Raw genomic sequence first — 16,758 nt, forward strand, 5'->3', positions numbered from 1 at the left:
GTTCGGCGGGTACGGAGCGAACGAACCCGGGTATCCGTTCGTCACCCTGCGGGGACCCTCCTGCACGGCCCCGGACCGGCCGGAACGCAGCTGCGGGCCGTGCCACCGGGCGAGCCGAGACGGGACCGGTGCCGGAGGGTCCCCGCGGGCCGTGCCACCGGGAGGCAGATGACCGCGAGACGCGGGTGGGGCCGTGCAGGAGGGTCCCCGCAGGGGCGGGCGTACGACCCGGGTTCGTTCGCTCCGTACCCGGGTGCCACGCCCGTCCCGAGGAGACACTCCGGAGGGGCCCCACCCAACCCACCACCGCTCAGGCGGACGACCCGGGCACCCGCCCCGCCCGACCACCCACCGCTCAGGTGGCGGCCCGGGTACGTACCCTTGCAAGGCCCGTCGCTTGCGTACGAAGGAGAACACGTGCTCGTGCTGTTGCCGCCCTCCGAAGGAAAGGCCGCCTCGGGGCGTGGCGCTCCCCTGAAGCCGGAGTCCCTTTCCCTGCCGGGTCTGGCCGCCGCGCGGGAGGCCGTCCTCGACGAGCTCACCGAGCTGTGCATGGCGGACGAGGAGAAGGCCCGTGACGTGCTCGGGCTCAGTGAAGGGCTGCGCGGGGAGATCGCGAAGAACACCGAGCTCCGCACGGCGGGGACCCGGCCGGCCGGGGAGATCTACACCGGCGTGCTGTACGACGCGCTGGACCTCGCCTCGCTGGACACCGCCGCCCGCCGGCTGGCCAACTCGTCGCTCCTGGTCTTCTCCGGGCTCTGGGGTGCCGTGCGGGTGGGCGACCGGATTCCGTCGTACCGCTGCTCGATGGGCGTGAAGCTTCCGGGCCTCGGTGCGCTCGGCGCGTACTGGCGTGCCGCGATGGCCGAGGTCATGCCGGAGGCGGCCGGGGACGGGCTCGTCCTGGATCTGCGGTCCTCGGCGTACACCGCCGCGTGGAAGCCGAAGGGTGCGGTCGCCGAGCGCACGGCGAGCGTGCGGGTCCTGCAGTCGCAGATGGTGGACGGCGTCGAGAAGCGGTCCGTGGTCAGCCACTTCAACAAGGCGACCAAGGGCCGGATGGTGCGCGAACTGCTTCTGGCCGGTGCCCGGCCGAAGAGCCCCGCCGAGCTGGTGGACGTACTGCGCCGGCTCGGCTTCACGGTGGAGGCGCAGGCCCCCGAGCGGGCCGGGCGGGCGTGGGCGCTGGACGTGGTGGTGACGGAGATCCACTGACGCGTTGCAGCATGCGCAACGCTCGTTGCGTGGAGTGTGGCGGCGGGGCAGGATGAGGCCATGACCTCACCTGCGCCCGCCGCCGCGCCCTCCGTCCTGGATCTCGCCCCCGTCGTCCCCGTCGTCGTCCTGGAGGACGCCGCCGACGCGGTGCCGCTGGCCAGGGCCCTGGTCGCGGGCGGGCTTCCGGCGATCGAGGTGACGCTGCGGACGGCGGCGGCGCTCGACGCGATCCGGGCGATCGCGGCGGAGGTGCCGGACGCGGTCGTGGGCGCGGGCACCGTGATCTCCGTACGGAACGTCACCGACACCGTGGCCGCGGGAGCCCGCTTCCTGGTGAGCCCCGGCTGGACGGACACGCTGCTCGACGCGATGAAGGCGTCGGGGCTGCCGTTCCTGCCGGGCGTCTCCACCACCTCCGAGGTGGTCGCGCTGCTGGAGCTCGGGGTCACGGAGATGAAGTTCTTCCCGGCCGAGGCCGCGGGCGGCACCGCCTATCTCAAGGCGCTCTCCGCACCGCTCCCGCAGGCCAGGTTCTGCCCCACGGGCGGCATCTCGCTCGCCTCCGCACCGACGTATCTGGCGCTGCCGAACGTCGGCTGCGTCGGCGGCAGTTGGATGGTGCCCGGCGACGCGGTGGCGGCGAAGGACTGGGCCCGGGTGGAGCAGCTGGCGCGTGAGGCGTCCGCACTGCGCGGCTGAGAACGTTCAGCGCACGGCCTGGACCGCGTACAGCGTGCCGACGATGAGGGCCAGGGTGCCCAGCAGCAGCCGGAGCGCGGTCTCGGGCAGCCGGGGCTGGAGGCGGGCGCCGAGGTAGCCGCCGCAGAGTCCGCCGAGCCCGCAGGCCAGGCCGAGGGACCAGTCGGGGGCGACGTCCGCCGTCGTCGTCAGGGACAGCAGCGCGTAGGTGGCCGCGCCCACGACGGAGGTCACGAACGTGGCGGCGAGGGCCGCGGGAGCCACCTTCGCGACCGGGACTCCACGTCCGACCAGGATCGGGCCGAGCAGGGAGCCCCCGCCGATCCCGTAGATGCCCCCGGCGACACCGACGGCCAGCGCGAGCCCGGTCGTGGCGCGGGGCGAGGGTCCGGCCGCGGCGGCGTGGTGTGCGGGGCGCAGGGTGCGGACGCACAGCCAGGCGCCCAGGGGCAGCAGGAGTACGGCGATGAAGAGGCGGAAGACGTCCGGGCCCGGGACGGCGAAGACCCGGATCACCGCTCCGGCGACCACGCCGGGCACCGTACCGAGGACCAGCAGCCGGGTCAGCGGTCCGCGCAGCCGACCGGCGCGGTGGTGGCGCAGCAGCGCTCCGGGGCCGGCCACCACGTTGTACAGCAGGTTGGTCGGGGTCACCGCCGGGCTCGGCACCGCGAACACGCTGACCTGGACCGGCAGCAGGAACACCGCACCCGACACCCCCACCGGGGCGGTCGCCACCGAGATCAGCAGGCCCGCGGCGAAGCCGAGCGCTTCCGTCGGCCAGGTCACCGCTACCGCAGGTGCGAGGTGTCGTTCAGGAGCCGCACGGAGGCGTTGCCGTCGGCGTAGTAGGCCACGGCCGAGACGGACGCCGCCGAGAGCTCCATGCGGAACAGGGACTCCGGCGGGGCTCCGAGGGCCAGCCTGACCAGGGTCTTGATCGGGGTGACGTGGGTGACCAGGAGCACGGTGCGGCCCTGGTAGCGGGCGACGAGCCGGTCACGGGCGGCCGATACGCGCTCGGCCACCACGGTGAAGCTCTCGCCGCCGCCCGTGGGGGCCACGTCCGGTGACGCCAGCCAGGCGTCCAGGTCGGAGGCGTACCGCTCCCGCACCTCGGCGAACGTCAGGCCCTCCCAGGCACCGAAGTCCGTCTCGCGCAGACCGTCGTCGACGCGGACGTCGAGACCGAGGCGGGCGGCCACCGCGGCTGCCGTCTCGCGGCAGCGGCGCAGCGGCGAGCTGACGATCTCCTGGACGGTGCCCCGGTCCGCGAACGCCCGCGCGGCGTGCTCGGCCTGGCCCCGGCCGACGGCCGAGAGCTCCGGGTCGCTGCCCCCGCTGCCGGAGAACCGCTTCTCGGGGGTGAGGGCCGTTTCCCCGTGCCGCAGCAGGACGAACGTGGCGGGCGCTCCCAGGTCGGGCGCGGCCCCCCAGCCGTCCCGGGGCGTGGCGGCGGCTGCCGGAGCGGCCGTCGTACGCGGGACCATGGCCGCGCGGGCCCGCGCGGCACCGGCCGCGGCGTCGCCGGGCGGGCCGCCGACGGGCGGCAGGGCCGACGGAACCGCCCTGGGTGTGTCGAGGGCCGCCGTCGAGGACGAGGGCTCCCACTGCCTGCCCCGCTTGCCTGCGTCCATCGCCTCGTTGGCGAGCCGGTCCGCGTGCTTGTTCTCGGCGCGCGGGATCCACTCGTACGTGACGGCGGCGGACGGAAGAATCCGGGCGGCCTCCGCCGCCAGCGGCTTCATGTCGGGGTGCTTGATCTTCCAGCGGCCCGACATCTGCTCGACCACCAGCTTGGAGTCCATCCGGACGTGCACCCGCAGTGCGTCGTCCGACGGGAACAGCGCCTTCGCGGCCTTGAGTCCGGCGATGAGGCCCTTGTACTCGGCCACGTTGTTCGTCGCGACGCCGATGTACTCGGCCGTCTCGGCGAGCGGTTCGCCCGTCTCAGGATCGATGACGACGGCGCCGTATCCGGCGGGCCCCGGGTTGCCCCGGGAGCCGCCGTCGGCCTCGACGACCAGCTGGTGGGAAGCGGGCATTACAGGCCCGACTCCGAGGTGCGGATCAGGATGCGGTGGCAGTTCTCGCAGCGCAGGACGGTGTCCGGGGACGCCGCCTTCACGTCGTTGACCTCGGTGATGTTCAGCTCCAGACGGCAGCCCTCGCAGCGCCGCTGGTAGAGGCGGGCCGCGCCGACGCCGCCCTGCTGGGCGCGCAGCTTGTCGTACAGCTTGAGGAGGTCCGCGGGAACGGCGCCCGCGACGACCTCGCGGTCCTTCGTGAGGGTCGCCGCCTCGGCGTCCAGCTCCCGGATCGCCGCGTCGCGGCGGGCGGTCGCGTCGTCGAGCTTGGCCTGCACGGCGGAGACCCGTGCGGTCAGCTCGGTGACCCGCTCCTGCGCGCCTTCGCGCCGCTCCATGATTTCGAGAACGACGTCCTCCAGGTCGCCCTGGCGCTTGGCGAGCGAGACGATCTCGCGCTGGAGGCTCTCCAGGTCCTTCGGCGAGGAGACCGCGCCGGAGTCGAGCCGCTGCTGGTCGCGGACGGCGCGCTGGCGCACCTGGTCGACGTCCTGCTCCGCCTTGGTCTGCTCGCGGGTGGTGTCGCTCTCCTCGGTCTGGGAGGCGACCAGCAGGTCACGCAGCTGGGCGAGGTCGTTGTTGAGTGCGTCGATCTCGGCGTGCTCGGGCAGCGACCTGGCCTTGTGGGACGCCTGCGACAGACGTACGTCGAGGGCCTGGACTTCGAGGAGTCGGATCTGGTCGGCGGGCGCGGCGTTCAGTTGGGGGCTCCAGAAGAGTGGTGGGTGGTCCAGGGGTCGGTGACCTGCTTCGAGACATGGACCCGCAGGTCCCATCCGTGGCGGTCGGAAATCGCGTCGAGCTGTGCGGCGGCCTGCTCGCACCAGGGCCACTCGGTGGCCCAGTGTGCGGCATCGACCAGGCCGAGCGGCGAGTGCTGGACGGCCTCGGAGGCCGGGTGGTGGCGCAGGTCCGCGGTGAGGAAGGCGTCGACGCCCGCGGCGCGCACGGCGTCGAAGAGGCCGTCGCCCGACCCGCCGCTCACGGCGACGGTACGGACGAGCGCGTCCGGGTCGCCGGCCGTCCGGATGCCCTGCGCGGTGGCGGGCAGGCGGGCCGCGGCGCGTGCCGCGAACTCGCGGAGGGTCTCGGGGTGGTCCAGCTCGCAGATGCGGCCGAGACCGCGGTACCCCTTGGGGTCGGTCGCGTCCGGTACGAGGGGTCCGGTGACGCGCAGGTCGAGGGCGCCGGCGAGGGCGTCGGAGACGCCCGGGTCAGCCGTGTCCGCGTTGGTGTGCGCGACGTGCAGTGCGATGCCGTGGCTGATGAGGCCGTGCACGACCCGGCCCTTGAAGGTGGTGGCCGCCACCGTCGTCGTACCGCGCAGATAGAGCGGGTGGTGGGTGACGATCAGCTGGGCGCCGAGGGTCACGGCCTCGTCGGCGACGTCCTGGACGGGGTCCACCGCGAACAGGACCCGGTCGACGCGCGCGTCGGGGTCGCCGCAGACGGTGCCGACCGCGTCCCATCCTTCGGCCCGCTCGGGGGGCCAGAGGGCGTCGAGCTCGGCGATGACTTCAGACAGACGGGGCACGGAGGAAAGGCTACCTTCCGTCCGTGCCCCGTCGGCCCTGGCTGCCTGGACCCGTACGGGCCGACCGGCAGCCGGTCACGAATCGTTACTTCACGAGGTCGGCACGGAGGTCGTCGAGGACCAGGTCGGCCGAGGTGACGCCGAGGCCGAGGTACCAGGTCTCGTCGGAGACGTCCTTGGCCCGGCCTTCCTTGACCGCCTTCAGGTTCTTCCACAGCGGGTTGGCCTGCGCGGTGTCGCGCTTGGTGGCCTTCACGTCGCCGTAGACGCCGGTGAAGATCCAGTCGGCGTCGGCCTCGTCGATCTTCTCCGGGCTGATCTCCGCGGCGAGGTCGTTGATCTGCTGGTTCTTGGGCCGGGGCAGACCGGCGTCCTCGAGGATCGTGCCGATGAAGGACGCCTTGGCGTAGAGACGGATCTTGTCCGGCAGGTAGCGGACCATGGAGATGGTCGGCTTGTTCGGGCCGATGTCCTCGCCGAGCTTCTTCGCCTTCGCCTCGTAGGCCGCCAGCTCCGTCTTCGCCTTGGCAGTCTTGTCCAGCGCCGCCGCGTTGAGGAGGTAGTTCTCCTTCCAGGTGAAGCCCGGACGGATGGAGAACACGGTCGGCGCGATCTTGGAGAGCTCGTCGTACTTGTCCGCGGCGCGCAGCTGGCTGCCGAGGATCAGGTCCGGCTTGAGGCCCGCGATCGCTTCGAGGTTGAGGTTGTTGATCGTGCCGACGTTCTTCGGGCTGCCCGCGTCCTTCTCCAGGTACGACGGGATGGCCGCGTCGCCTTCGGAGGGAGCGAAGCCGACGGGCTTCACACCCAGCGACACCACGTTGTCGAACTCGCCGACGTCCAGGACGACGACCCGCTTGGGGGCGGCCTTGAGCTCGGTCTTGCCCATCGCGTGCGTGAGGGTGCGGGGGAAGGTCCCGGCCTTCGCATCGGTGCCGTACTCCGCCGTCTTCTTCGCCGCGTCCCCGAAGTCCTCGCCGCCGGTGGCCACGGCGGCCTTCTTGTCGGCCCCCGCCTCGGCGCCGGCCGAGTCCGTGGACTTGGCGTCGCCGCTTCCGCAGGCGGAGAGGGAAAGGGCGGCAGCCACTGCCAGGCCGACTGCGGCGGTGCCGCGGCGTCGAAGGGACATCACTTGCTCCAGTTGTGGGTCACACAGGCACTTCTTAGGAATGCCTTACCTTATCCACGCCCCTCACCCCCCAGCACAACCGCCCCCCTGCGCTCAGGCGATTACGGACACCGCCACCCTTATGTGTGAAGCGGGATCCTTGGTGTTGTTCGGCAGGAAGTGCGAAAACTAGCTTCGGTGGCCGGAGGTGATGACTTCATGACTGCCTGTGCCATCGAGGGTGAGACCGCCGGGGCCACCGACACGGTGGAGCCCCCGCCCGAGGAACCGGGCGAGCCCGGAGAGCCGGAAGCCGCTGCTGCGGGTGACGGCGCGGCCGGCGAGGGCCTGCCCGGTGAAGCCGCGCCGGCCGTTCCGTATGCGCAGCCCCCGTTCACGATCACCGCGAACGGTGCGTACGCGGCCCGGCTCACGGCCGCCCCGGGAGCGCCCGGTGCGGAGCGGGCGTGGTTCGCGGAGCGCTGGACGCTGGACGGACCCGAGCCGTACGCAGTGCCCCTCCCCCTGGACCAGCCCGAGGAACGGGACTCCGACGTCGTGCCGCTCGCCGACGGCCGGGTCCTCATCCGGAGGCTGGTGGACGGGCGCCACGCCTTCTCGCTGCTCTACCCCACGGGGCCCGGAACGGGCGAACTGCCGCTGGGCGCCGTCGAATGCACCGGCCTGACGCTGCTTCCGCCGTCACCGGACGGCGCGAGCGTGTTCGCCCTGGTCCCCGGTGAGCGCTCCACCGCCGTCTGGCTGGTGGCGGGCGGCGCCTTCGGCCCCGAACACGTCGCCGATGTGCCGGGGCACTGTTCCGGCGGGGTGTGGCTGGACCGGGCGGGACGGCTGCTGGCGCTGGACCGGCAACTGCCGGGCGGTGGCCCGGTGAAGGCCGTCGCCGTCGATCTGGAACGCGGCGGCGAGGTGACGCCGCTGCTCCAGATCGCGCCGGGGAGCGACGACCGGCTGCTGCTGGCCGACGCGGACAGCGGGCTGCTGCTGATCCGCTCCGACGCGCCGGGCCACGACCGGCTCGGCTGGGGCGTGCTCGGCAGCACTCTGCCGGTGCGCTTCCCGGAGTGCCTGCGTCCGGCCGATGTCGCGGTGACGCCCTTCGCCGTACAGCCGGGGCAGATGCTGATGCCGGAGAGCTGTGCGGTGGCCCTGCGGATCGACGGGGCGGCGGGCAGCTGGGTGGGGGTGTGGCGTCCGGCGGGCCGGCGGCTGCACCAGTTCGCGGCACCCGAGGGATGGCCTGCCGGTTCCGGGTTCTGGAGCCGGGACGGCGTACTGCGCCTGCCGTACGCCCAGGCCGGCACCCCGTGCGCGGTGGCGCTGCTGGAGGCACCGGCGGACGAGGAGAACTGCCCCCTGACGGTCCCGGATCACCCGGCCGGAAGTGGAGCGCAACCATCCGCGGCCCGTGTGCTTCCTGTGGTGTGTAAGCCGGTTCCCCTGGGGCAGGCGCCTCTTCTGGGGCGCATGGCGCCTGGCCGGACCCTCTAAAATCCTGGCCTGGGCCACGCAGCCGTACCGGGGCGGTCGCCGACGGTGACCACGTCGGATGGCGGGGGCGGGGCTTGCGACACACACGTACGCGATCACAACGGGGTGACTTCCCACATGTCTGAAGCCCGAACCGACACGACCCAGACGCGTCCGCCGGGGGCGGAAGCGCAACGGGCCGAAGCCGGTGGCTCCGGAAAGCACCGAGGGGGTGCGTCGATGGAGAACACGGCCGCGCAGCCGCACGGCCGCCACCGCCGCCCCTCCGAAGGGGGTGGCAGAGCGGTCTGAGCCCGCGCTGCACGACAGGAGATCCGGACCGAACGAGGGAGGGCCGCCACAGCCGTCGGGCTGTGGCGGCCCTCCCTCGTTCCGCTCTACTCCCGCTTCAGCCCGAGGACCTCCACCGCCGCGAAGGTCTCGTTCGGCGGCCGGTCCTCGTAGTACGGAGTGATCAGCCCGTCCAGCTCGTCGAAGGTGAACGTCTCCTTCGTCGAGTCGAACTTCGCCGCCACCCTGGGCCGTTCGACGATCGCCACCATGCCGCCGTGGACGACGAGCAGCTGACCGTTGACCTTGGCCGCCGCCGGGGAGGCCAAGTAGCCGACGAGCGGCGACACGTGCTCGGGAGCGAGGGCGTCGAGACTGCCGTCGGCGGGTTCCTGGAAGCCGGCGAAGACGTCCTCGGTCATCCGTGTGCGGGCGCGCGGGCAGATGGCGTTGGCCGTGGCTCCGTACCTGGCCAGGGCCTGCGCGGTGGAGGTCGTGAGGCCGACGATGCCGCCCTTGGCCGCCGCGTAGTTCGGCTGCCCCGCCGACCCCGCGAGGAACGCCTCGGACGAGGTGTTGACGATCCGCCCGTAGACGGGACCGCCGGCCTCCTTGGAGCGGGCGCGCCAGTGGGCCGCGGCGAAGTGCGTGGTGTTGAAGTGGCCCTTCAGGTGGACCCGGATGACGGAGTCCCACTCGTCCTCCGTCATCGAGAAGACCATCCGGTCGCGCAGGATGCCCGCGTTGTTGACGAGGACGTCGAGCTTTCCGTAGGTGGCCACGGCCAGTTCGACGAGCGCGCGGGCCTGCTCGTGGTCGGAGACGTCGCCGAGGTGCGCGACCGCCCGGCCGCCCGCGGCCCGGATCTCCGCGGCGACCTCCTCGGCGGGGGCGGCCGATGCCTCGCCGGAGCCGTCACGGCCCGGCTGCCCGTAGTCGTTGACGACGACGGCCGCGCCGAGCCGCGCCAGTTCCAGGGCTTCGGCGCGCCCGAGGCCGCGGCCCGCACCGGTGACGATCGCGGCCAGGCCCTCCAGCGGAAGGGGATGTGACATCGCAGTCCTCAGCGTCCTTCTCGGTAGATCGGTGGGGAGGTCAGAGCTGGATGCAGGTACGCAGCGACTCGCCGGTCCTCATCTGGTCCAGGGCGTCGTTGACACCGTCGAGCCGCACCCGGTGGGTGATCATCGATTCGAGGTCGATGCGTCCCGCGCGCCACAGGGCGATGGCCCGCTCGTAGGAACGGAGCACGTCCCCTCCGCCGTACATGGAGGGCAGGATCCGCTTCTCGTCGAAGAACAGCTCGAACATGTTGGCCTGGAAGTTGTCGTCCATCGCGCCCGCGCCGACGACGCAGAGCGTGCCTCCGCGCCGGGTGTTCTCGTACGCCGTGCGGGCCGTCACCGACTTCCCGACGACCTCGAAGACGTAGTCGAAGCCCTCGCCTCCGGTGATCCGCTGTTTGGCGTCGGCGAACCCGTCCGGTGACACCGCCTCGGTGGCACCGAACCGCAGCGCCGCCTCACGACGCGAGGCGACCGGGTCGACGGCGACGATCTGGGCCGCGCCCTGGACCCGCGCGCCCTGGATCGTGGAGATGCCGACTCCTCCGCAGCCGATCACGGCGACCGACGAACCGGCCTCCACCTGGGCGGTGTTGATGGCGGCTCCGAGCCCGGTGGTGACGCCGCAGCCGATCAGCGCGGCGATGTCGAAGGGCACGTCGTCGGGGATCGGCACCGCACAGCCGGCGCCGACGACGACCTCTTCGGTGAAGGTGCCGCTCCCGGCCATGCCGAACACGTCCCCGCCGGGGCGCCTGAAGTTGGGGGTGCCCGCGTTCATGAGGCTGGCCAGACAGAGGTGGGTCTGGCCGCGCTTGCAGGAGGGGCACGCGCCGCAGGCGGGCAGCCAGCAGACCACCACGCGGTCCCCCTGGCTGAGTCCGGTCACTCCGTCTCCGACGTCGATGACCTCGCCCGCGCCCTCGTGCCCGGGGACGAAGGGGGCGGGCTGCGGGAGCACCCCGCTCATCGCGGAGACGTCGGAGTGACAGAGTCCGGCGGCCTTGATGCGGAGCTTGACCTTGCCGGGACCGAAGCCCACCGCCTCGACGTCGTCGAGGACTTCCAGCTTGTCCTGGCCTATCTCGTGCAGTACGGCTGCGCGCATGGTGCGGCTCCCCTCATGGAGTTGTTCAGGAGTGTTCGACGAGCGTGCTGTCGAGAACCGGTGCGCCGTCCCGTTCGACGGCGCTCACCGCCACCGAGACCGTCCCCTCCCCGGTCCACATCTCGATGCGGAGGGTCTCGCCGGGGAAGGCGACCCCGGCGAAGCGGGCACTGAAGGAGCGGATCCTGCCGACGTCTCCGCCGAGCACCGTGTCGGCGACGGCCTTGAGCGTCATGCCGTAGGTGCACAGTCCGTGCAGGATCGGCCGGTCGAAGCCGGCCAGGGCCGCGAACTCCGGGTCGGCGTGGAGCGGGTTCCAGTCCCCGGAGAGCCGGTACAGCAGCGCCTGGTCCTCGCGGACGCGCCGCTCCACCGTGTGGTCCGGGACGACGGCCGGCAGGGAGACCTTCGTGGAGGGCCCGCGCTCGCCACCGAAGCCGCCCTCTCCCCGGACGAAGATCTGGGCCTCGTTGGTCCACAAGGGGCCGTCGTCGTCGGCCGCCTCGGTACGCAGCACGAGGACGGCCGCCTTGCCCTTGTCGTACACCGCGGCGACCTTCGAGGTCTGTACGGCGCTTCCCCGTACCGGGATCGGCCGGTGCACCCGAACGGACTGGGCGCCGTGCAGGACGGCGGCGAGGTCGATGTCGACGCCCGGTGAGGAGAGCCCGCCCACGACACCCATGCCCGCGCCCGCGACGGTGGCGAAGCTCGGGAGCACATGGAGCCTGGACTCCAGGGTGTAGCGCAGCTCGCCGGGGTCGGTGGCGGGGGTGCCCGCGCCGAGGCCGAGGTGGTAGAGCTGGATGTCCTTGTGGTCCCAGCGGATCTCGGCGGTCCTCGGTTCGGCGGCGACCGCCTTCTCGGCATCAATGGGCATGGGAATGCTGCTCCTTGATGGTTGGTCCTGCTGGCGGAGAGACCCCGGCACGGCCGTCCGCACCGTCGGCCGCACCGAGGTCGTGTGCGGACCGGCCCGGACGTCTTCTAGAACGTGTTCTAGGGCCGATGGCCCTATGTATAACGCAAGCCCCAGCAGTTGTGAATACCGCTGACGTCACGTCAGATTCGGTCGGGGGCGGGCCAGTACATTTGTCACGGCCGAGTCCGTACATCCGCATCTGCCGGAGGTGGCCGCCCGCTCCGTACCGTCGACGGCATGACGCAGACACCGGACTCCGCATCCGTGGTGAACTTCGACGGGGCGGTCAAGAACTACGGCGCCGTACGGGCCGTGGACGGCATCGACCTCGACGTACGGCGCGGCGAGACCGTCGCCCTGCTCGGCCGGAACGGCGCGGGCAAATCCTCCGCCATCGCCCTCCTCCTCGGCCTGAACGAGCCCGACGCCGGACGGGTGCGGCTCTTCGGGAACACCCCGGGGTGGGCGGTGCGGGCGGGACGGGTCGGCGCGATGCTCCAGGACGGCTCCGGGGTGCCCCGGGTCACCGTGCACGAACTGGTCGCGTTCGTCGCCTCGACGTACCCGCGGCCGATGCCGGTCGCCGAGGCGCTGGCGCTGGCCGGACTCACCGGATTCGCCGGGAGGCGCGTCGACAAGCTCTCGGGCGGCCAGGCCCAACGGGTGCGCTTCGCGGTGGCGCTGGCGGGCAACCCCGAGCTGCTGGTCCTCGACGAGCCGACCGTCGCGCTCGACGTGGAGGCCCGGCGGGCGTTCTGGGTGTCGATGCGCTCGTACGCAGCCCGGGGCAACACCGTGCTCTTCTCCACGCACTATCTGGCGGAGGCCGACGAGAACGCCGACCGCATCGTCGTCCTCGACGCGGGCCGGATCGTGGCGGACGGCAGCGGCGAGCACATCAAGCAGTCGGTCGGCGGCAGCCTCGTCGCCTTCGACCTCGAAGGGCGCGGCACGGAGGGGCTCGCCCGGCTGCCCGGTGTCACGTCCGTCGAGATCCGCGGGGACCGTGCGCGGCTCCGCAGCGACGACTCGGACGCCACGGTCAGGGCCCTGGTCGCGCGCGGCGCGTTCCGGCGCCTGGAGGTCTCCCCCGCGAGCCTGGAGGACGCCTTCCTCTCGCTCACCGCACACGACGGCACCGCACACGAGAACGCCCACGAGGACGCCCAGGAAAGCGAGACGGTCTGATGCTGGAGTACATCAAGCTCGAAATGCGGCGCACGCTGCGCGACACGATGTTCATGATCTTCGGCATCGGTATGCCGGTGGCGATGTACCTGCTCTTCACCAACATCGGTGCCGGCGACGAGGATTCCGCAGCGTGGAAGGTCACCGCCATGGTCGGCATGGCGGCGTACGGCGCGCTCGGCGCGGCCATGAGCGCGGGCATCGGGGTCTCCACGGACCGGGCGAACGGCTGGCTGCGGCAGCTGCGCGTCACCCCGCTCGCCCCCTCGCGGGTGGTGACGGGGCGGGCCGTCAGCGGCTCGGTGACCGTACTGCCCGGGATCGTCGCGGTGCTCGCCGCGGGCGCGCTGGTCAACGGCGTGCGGCTGGACGCCTGGCAGTGGGTGGCGCTCACCTTCGTCCTGTGGGCCGGGGCGCTCCCCTTCACCCTGCTCGGGCTCGGCAACGGCTACCGGCTGAGCCCCCAGACCATGGGCGTGGCGAACACGGTCGGCCTGATGGCGCTGTCGGTCGTCGGCGGACTCTGGTTCCCCCTCGAACTGTTCCCCGAGTGGCTGGCCTCGGTGGCCGCGTACACCCCTGCCAACCGCTTCGCCGAGCTCGGCTGGGCGGTGACCGGCGGATCGGCGCCCGGCCCCGCCACGCTCGCCGTCCTGACCGGCTGGCTCCTGATCTTCGGCTCGTACGCTGTGGTCTCGTACCGCAGTGCCGGCCGGACCGCCTGACGGGAGTGACGATGCGGGTGATGAGCGAGCAGTACGCCGCCTGGAAGGCCGACTTCCGGGCGAAGCACACGAAGGCGCTCCGGAAGGCGGGGAAGCGCACCGGGAGGAGGCCCGAGCACATGGGGCCGCCCAACGGCTTCGCGATGTTGCCCTGGCTGCTGATGGGGATGGGCTCCTTCTCCAACCTCCTCCAGGGCAAGACGTCCAATCCCTGGGTCGGCGGGATCGGCATCATCACCTTCAACTCCCTCTACATCTATGTGGTGTTCCGGGCCTTCCACAAGGAGAGCCGGGAGGCTCCCCGCACCCGCTGGGCCCTGGTCGCGCTGGGCGCGGTCACCTGCGCCCTCGCTCTCGCGTACGGCGGCAGCTGGCTGCTCTTCTTCATGCTTCTCGGCCTCGCCACGGGCTCGATCACGCGGGGCAGATACCTGGGCCCGGTCGTCCTGGGCTTGAGCGTGCTGGCCGGGCTGATCGCGGGGCTCCGGGACGGCTGGGGCGCCATCAACATCGCGTACGGGACGTTCATCTCCGCGATGGTGACGGCGGCGATCCTCGCGCTCTCCGAGACCGTCAAGGAACTCCGGGAAACCCGCGAGGAGTTGGCCCGCACGGCGGTGGAGAAGGAACGGCTGCGCTTCTCGCGGGATCTGCACGATCTGCTGGGCCACACCCTGTCGGTGATCGTCGTGAAGTCCGAGGCCGCACGCCGGCTCGCACCGCGCGACCTGGGCGCGGCGCTGGAACAGGTCTCCGACATCGAGTCGGTCGGCCGCCAGGCCCTCACGGAGATCCGCGAAGCGGTCACCGGTTACCGCGAAGGCAGCCTGGCCACCGAGATGGACCGGGCCCGCTCGGCTCTCTCCGCCGCCGGGATCGAGCCCGTCGTACGGCAGTCCGGGCCGCCGCTCCCGGCCCAGAGCGAGGCGCTACTGGGCTGGGTGGTCCGGGAATCGGTCACCAACGCGGTCCGGCACAGCGCCGCTTCCCGCTGCGAGATAGAGGTGGAGGGCTCCCCGGAACGCGTCCGCCTGAAGATCACCGACAACGGTCCCGGCGTACGCTCGGAGCAGGATGCGCCCGCCCGTACCGGCACCGGACTCAAGGGACTCACCGAACGCCTCGCGGCGGCCGGCGGTTCACTGGAGGCGGGTCCGGTGGAACGCGGCGGGTTCCGGGTGACCGCCGTGTTGCCGGTGGTCGAGTCAGCAGAGACGGAGCACGCGCGATGATCAGAGTTCTCCTCGCCGAGGACCAGGGCATGATGCGGGGCGCGCTCGCGCTGCTGCTGGGGCTGGAGGAGGACATCGAGGTCGTCGCGCAGGTGGGCGCCGGTGACGAGATCGTGGACGCGGCCCTGCTCTCGCGGCCCGATGTGGCCCTGCTCGACATCGAACTCCCGGGCATGAGCGGGCTGGACGCCGCTGCGCTGCTGCGCGACGAGGCGCCGGACTGCCGGGTGCTGATCCTCACGACCTTCGGCCGGCCGGGATATCTGCGCCGGGCCATGGAGGCCGGGGCGACCGGTTTCCTGGTCAAGGACGGGCCGGTCGAGGAGCTCGCCCAGACGATCCGGAAGGTGCTGCGGGGCGAGACCGTGATCGATCCTGCGCTCGCGGCGGCGGCCCTCGGTGCGGGGCCCAGCCCTCTGACGGCGCGGGAACGCGATGCGCTGAACGCCTCGGTGGACGGGGCGACGGTCGCCGACATCGCGGTGAAGCTGCGTCTGTCCGAGTCGACGGTCCGCAACTACCTGTCGTCCGCGATCGGCAAGACGGGCACCCGCAACCGCATGGAGGCGGTGCGGGCGGCGCGTCAGCAGGGGTGGTTGTAGCGGTTCCGGTCACGCCTTCCGGGACCGGTGCCCCGGCAGCCAGAGCAGCATGAGCACCACCCCGGCGAGCAGCACCGCACAGGCGGCCCGGAACGCCAGGGCGTAGCCGGCCGTGATCTCGGCCTGCGCGACGGAGCCGCCGGTGCGGGCGGCGGCCACGGTGGACAGTACGGCGAGGCCGAGCGCCCCGCCCATCGTGCGCGAGGTGTTGACCAGTCCCGAGACGAGTCCGGCGTCCTCGGGCTCCGCGCCCGACGTGGCGAGGGTGGCCAGTGGGGTGGAGGCGAGGCCCGCGCCGCCCATCATCAGGAGGCCGGGGAGGCAGATCGTGGTGAGGTAGGAGCCGTCGACGCTCATCGTCGACTGCCAGCCGAAGCCCGCGGCGGTGATCAGCACCCCGATCACGGCCAGGTTCTTCGCGCCCGTGCGCACCATGAGGCGGGGGGCGAGTTTGGAGCCGATGACGACGGCGGCGGACGTGGGCATCAGGGCGAGTCCGGCCTGGAGCGGGCTGTACCCGAGCACGTTCTGCGCGTAGATCGTCACGAAGTACCACATGCAGAGCGTCGCGGACCCCATCATGAACATGGCCACGTTCGCCGACGACACCGCGCGTACGCCGAGCACCCGCAGAGGCATCAACGGGGCCGCCGTCCGGGCCTCGACCAGCACGAACACGGCGAGCAGCGCGAGCCCGGACAACAGGGGTACGAGGGTGGCGACGGCGGTCCAGCCCTCCGCTTCGGTCTGCGCGATGCCGTACGCCACCGTGGCGAGGCCCGCCGTGACGAGCACGGCGCCGGGCAGGTCGACGCGGCGCCGGACGCCCGCCCGGCTCTCCGCGAGCCGGAGTGCGGCGCCGATCAGGACGAGGGCGCCGACGGGCACGTTGATCAGCAGCACCCAGCGCCAGGAGAAGGCTTCGGTGAGCGCCCCGCCGATCAGCCCGCCGGCCGCGCCGCCGCCGGCGCCGACCGCCATCCAGGTGCCGATGGCCCTGGTCCTGGCGGGCCCCTCGGGGACGGCGGAGGTGAGGATGGTGAGGGTGGCCGGGGAGAGCACGGCGGCGCCGAGGCCCTGTGCCGCACGCGCGGCCAGCAACTGCCAGCCCTCCTGGGCGAGTCCGCCGGCCACGGAGGCCGCGGTGAACACGCCGAGGCCGATGAGGAACATCCGCTTGCGGCCGTATATGTCGGCCGCCCGTCCGCCGAGGAGCATGAATCCGGCGAACGCGATCGCGTAGGCGTTGACGACCCATTGGAGCGCGGCGCCGCTCAGCGCCAGGTCGGTACCCATGGACGGCAGGGCGACGTTGACGACGGACATGTCGAGGACGACGAGGAACTGGCCGGTACAGGCGGCGAGTACCACGGCCCACGTGCTGGTCGCTCTTCGGTCGGGTATGCGCGTGGGTGTCGAGACGTCAGCCATGGGTGTCATGGTCCCAGTCGGCCGGTGCTCCGTACATCGGTTTCGGGCCGGACTC

16 protein-coding genes are annotated in these 16,758 nt (G+C 72.2%); 7 read left to right on the forward strand and 9 right to left on the reverse strand.

Annotation, left to right across the window (positions count from 1 at the left end):
- Positions 1 to 417: 417 nt before the first annotated feature.
- Positions 418 to 1,218 carry a peroxide stress protein YaaA gene (yaaA, locus tag OG230_RS10470; protein WP_328909890.1) on the forward strand — a complete coding sequence of 267 codons (801 nt, stop codon included), beginning with the start codon at positions 418 to 420 and terminating at the stop codon, positions 1,216 to 1,218.
- A 60-nt stretch (positions 1,219 to 1,278) separates the two neighbouring features.
- Positions 1,279 to 1,920 (forward strand): bifunctional 4-hydroxy-2-oxoglutarate aldolase/2-dehydro-3-deoxy-phosphogluconate aldolase, encoded by a 642-nt coding sequence (eda, locus tag OG230_RS10475; protein WP_328909891.1) that lies wholly within the window; start codon positions 1,279 to 1,281, stop codon positions 1,918 to 1,920.
- Between the two features lie 6 nt (positions 1,921 to 1,926).
- On the opposite strand, the gene OG230_RS10480 is transcribed toward eda, so the two are convergent.
- The 5 genes from OG230_RS10480 to OG230_RS10500 form a co-directional block, all read right to left on the reverse strand.
- Positions 1,927 to 2,709 carry a sulfite exporter TauE/SafE family protein gene (locus OG230_RS10480; RefSeq protein WP_328909892.1) on the reverse strand — a complete coding sequence of 261 codons (783 nt, stop codon included), beginning with the start codon at positions 2,707 to 2,709 and terminating at the stop codon, positions 1,927 to 1,929.
- Positions 2,710 to 2,711: 2 nt separating this feature from the next.
- Positions 2,712 to 3,965, reverse strand: a complete 1,254-nt coding sequence (locus OG230_RS10485; protein ID WP_328909893.1) for a bifunctional RNase H/acid phosphatase — start codon at positions 3,963 to 3,965, stop codon at positions 2,712 to 2,714.
- Positions 3,965 to 4,708, reverse strand: a complete 744-nt coding sequence (locus tag OG230_RS10490) for a zinc ribbon domain-containing protein (protein ID WP_328911363.1) — start codon at positions 4,706 to 4,708, stop codon at positions 3,965 to 3,967. Before OG230_RS10490 ends, OG230_RS10485 begins: the two co-directional genes overlap by 1 nt.
- Complete coding sequence (locus OG230_RS10495; protein WP_328909894.1) at positions 4,705 to 5,541, reverse strand: Nif3-like dinuclear metal center hexameric protein; 837 nt, start codon at positions 5,539 to 5,541, stop codon at positions 4,705 to 4,707. Before OG230_RS10495 ends, OG230_RS10490 begins: the two co-directional genes overlap by 4 nt.
- Positions 5,542 to 5,626: 85 nt before the next feature.
- Positions 5,627 to 6,670 (reverse strand): ABC transporter substrate-binding protein, encoded by a 1,044-nt coding sequence (locus OG230_RS10500; protein WP_328909895.1) that lies wholly within the window; start codon positions 6,668 to 6,670, stop codon positions 5,627 to 5,629.
- A 198-nt stretch (positions 6,671 to 6,868) separates the two neighbouring features.
- Here OG230_RS10500 and OG230_RS10505 point away from each other — a divergent pair, with 198 nt between their 5' ends.
- On the forward strand, positions 6,869 to 8,161 hold the full coding sequence (locus OG230_RS10505; RefSeq protein ID WP_328909896.1) for a hypothetical protein: 1,293 nt from the start codon (positions 6,869 to 6,871) through the stop codon (positions 8,159 to 8,161).
- A 377-nt stretch (positions 8,162 to 8,538) separates the two neighbouring features.
- Here OG230_RS10505 and OG230_RS10510 read toward each other — a convergent pair whose 3' ends face one another.
- The 3 genes from OG230_RS10510 to OG230_RS10520 are packed head-to-tail and all read right to left on the reverse strand — an operon-like array spanning position 8,539 to position 11,483.
- Positions 8,539 to 9,486, reverse strand: coding sequence for a 3-oxoacyl-ACP reductase (locus OG230_RS10510; protein WP_328909897.1), 948 nt, complete (start codon positions 9,484 to 9,486; stop codon positions 8,539 to 8,541).
- 40 nt (positions 9,487 to 9,526) lie between these two features.
- Positions 9,527 to 10,603, reverse strand: a complete 1,077-nt coding sequence (locus OG230_RS10515) for a Zn-dependent alcohol dehydrogenase (protein ID WP_328909898.1) — start codon at positions 10,601 to 10,603, stop codon at positions 9,527 to 9,529.
- A gap of 25 nt (positions 10,604 to 10,628) precedes the next feature.
- Positions 10,629 to 11,483: a MaoC/PaaZ C-terminal domain-containing protein gene (locus OG230_RS10520; protein ID WP_328909899.1), complete on the reverse strand. Its 855-nt coding sequence runs from the start codon at positions 11,481 to 11,483 to the stop codon at positions 10,629 to 10,631.
- Between the two features lie 279 nt (positions 11,484 to 11,762).
- On the opposite strand from OG230_RS10520, the gene OG230_RS10525 reads away from it, so the two are divergent.
- Genes OG230_RS10525 through OG230_RS10540 form a run of 4 tightly spaced genes read left to right on the forward strand, consistent with a single transcriptional unit; the run spans position 11,763 to position 15,272 of the window.
- Positions 11,763 to 12,713: an ABC transporter ATP-binding protein gene (locus OG230_RS10525; protein WP_443051528.1), complete on the forward strand. Its 951-nt coding sequence runs from the start codon at positions 11,763 to 11,765 to the stop codon at positions 12,711 to 12,713.
- The gene (locus OG230_RS10530) at positions 12,713 to 13,438 is read left to right on the forward strand and encodes an ABC transporter permease (protein ID WP_328909900.1); all 726 of its coding nucleotides are present in this window, start codon (positions 12,713 to 12,715) and stop codon (positions 13,436 to 13,438) included. Before OG230_RS10525 ends, OG230_RS10530 begins: the two co-directional genes overlap by 1 nt.
- 11 nt (positions 13,439 to 13,449) lie before the next feature.
- The gene (locus OG230_RS10535) at positions 13,450 to 14,670 is read left to right on the forward strand and encodes an ATP-binding protein (protein WP_443051529.1); all 1,221 of its coding nucleotides are present in this window, start codon (positions 13,450 to 13,452) and stop codon (positions 14,668 to 14,670) included.
- Positions 14,667 to 15,272 (forward strand): response regulator transcription factor, encoded by a 606-nt coding sequence (locus OG230_RS10540; protein WP_328909902.1) that lies wholly within the window; start codon positions 14,667 to 14,669, stop codon positions 15,270 to 15,272. The genes OG230_RS10535 and OG230_RS10540 overlap by 4 nt, the downstream gene beginning before the upstream one ends.
- A 9-nt stretch (positions 15,273 to 15,281) precedes the next feature.
- Here the strand turns inward: OG230_RS10540 and OG230_RS10545 are convergent, their stop codons facing one another.
- The gene (locus OG230_RS10545; RefSeq protein ID WP_328909903.1) at positions 15,282 to 16,712 is read right to left on the reverse strand and encodes an MFS transporter; all 1,431 of its coding nucleotides are present in this window, start codon (positions 16,710 to 16,712) and stop codon (positions 15,282 to 15,284) included.
- Positions 16,713 to 16,758: the final 46 nt, after the last annotated feature.

Origin of the sequence: Streptomyces sp. NBC_00234 (genome assembly GCF_036195325.1) — a bacterium.
Taxonomy (GTDB): Bacteria; Actinomycetota; Actinomycetes; order Streptomycetales; family Streptomycetaceae; genus Streptomyces.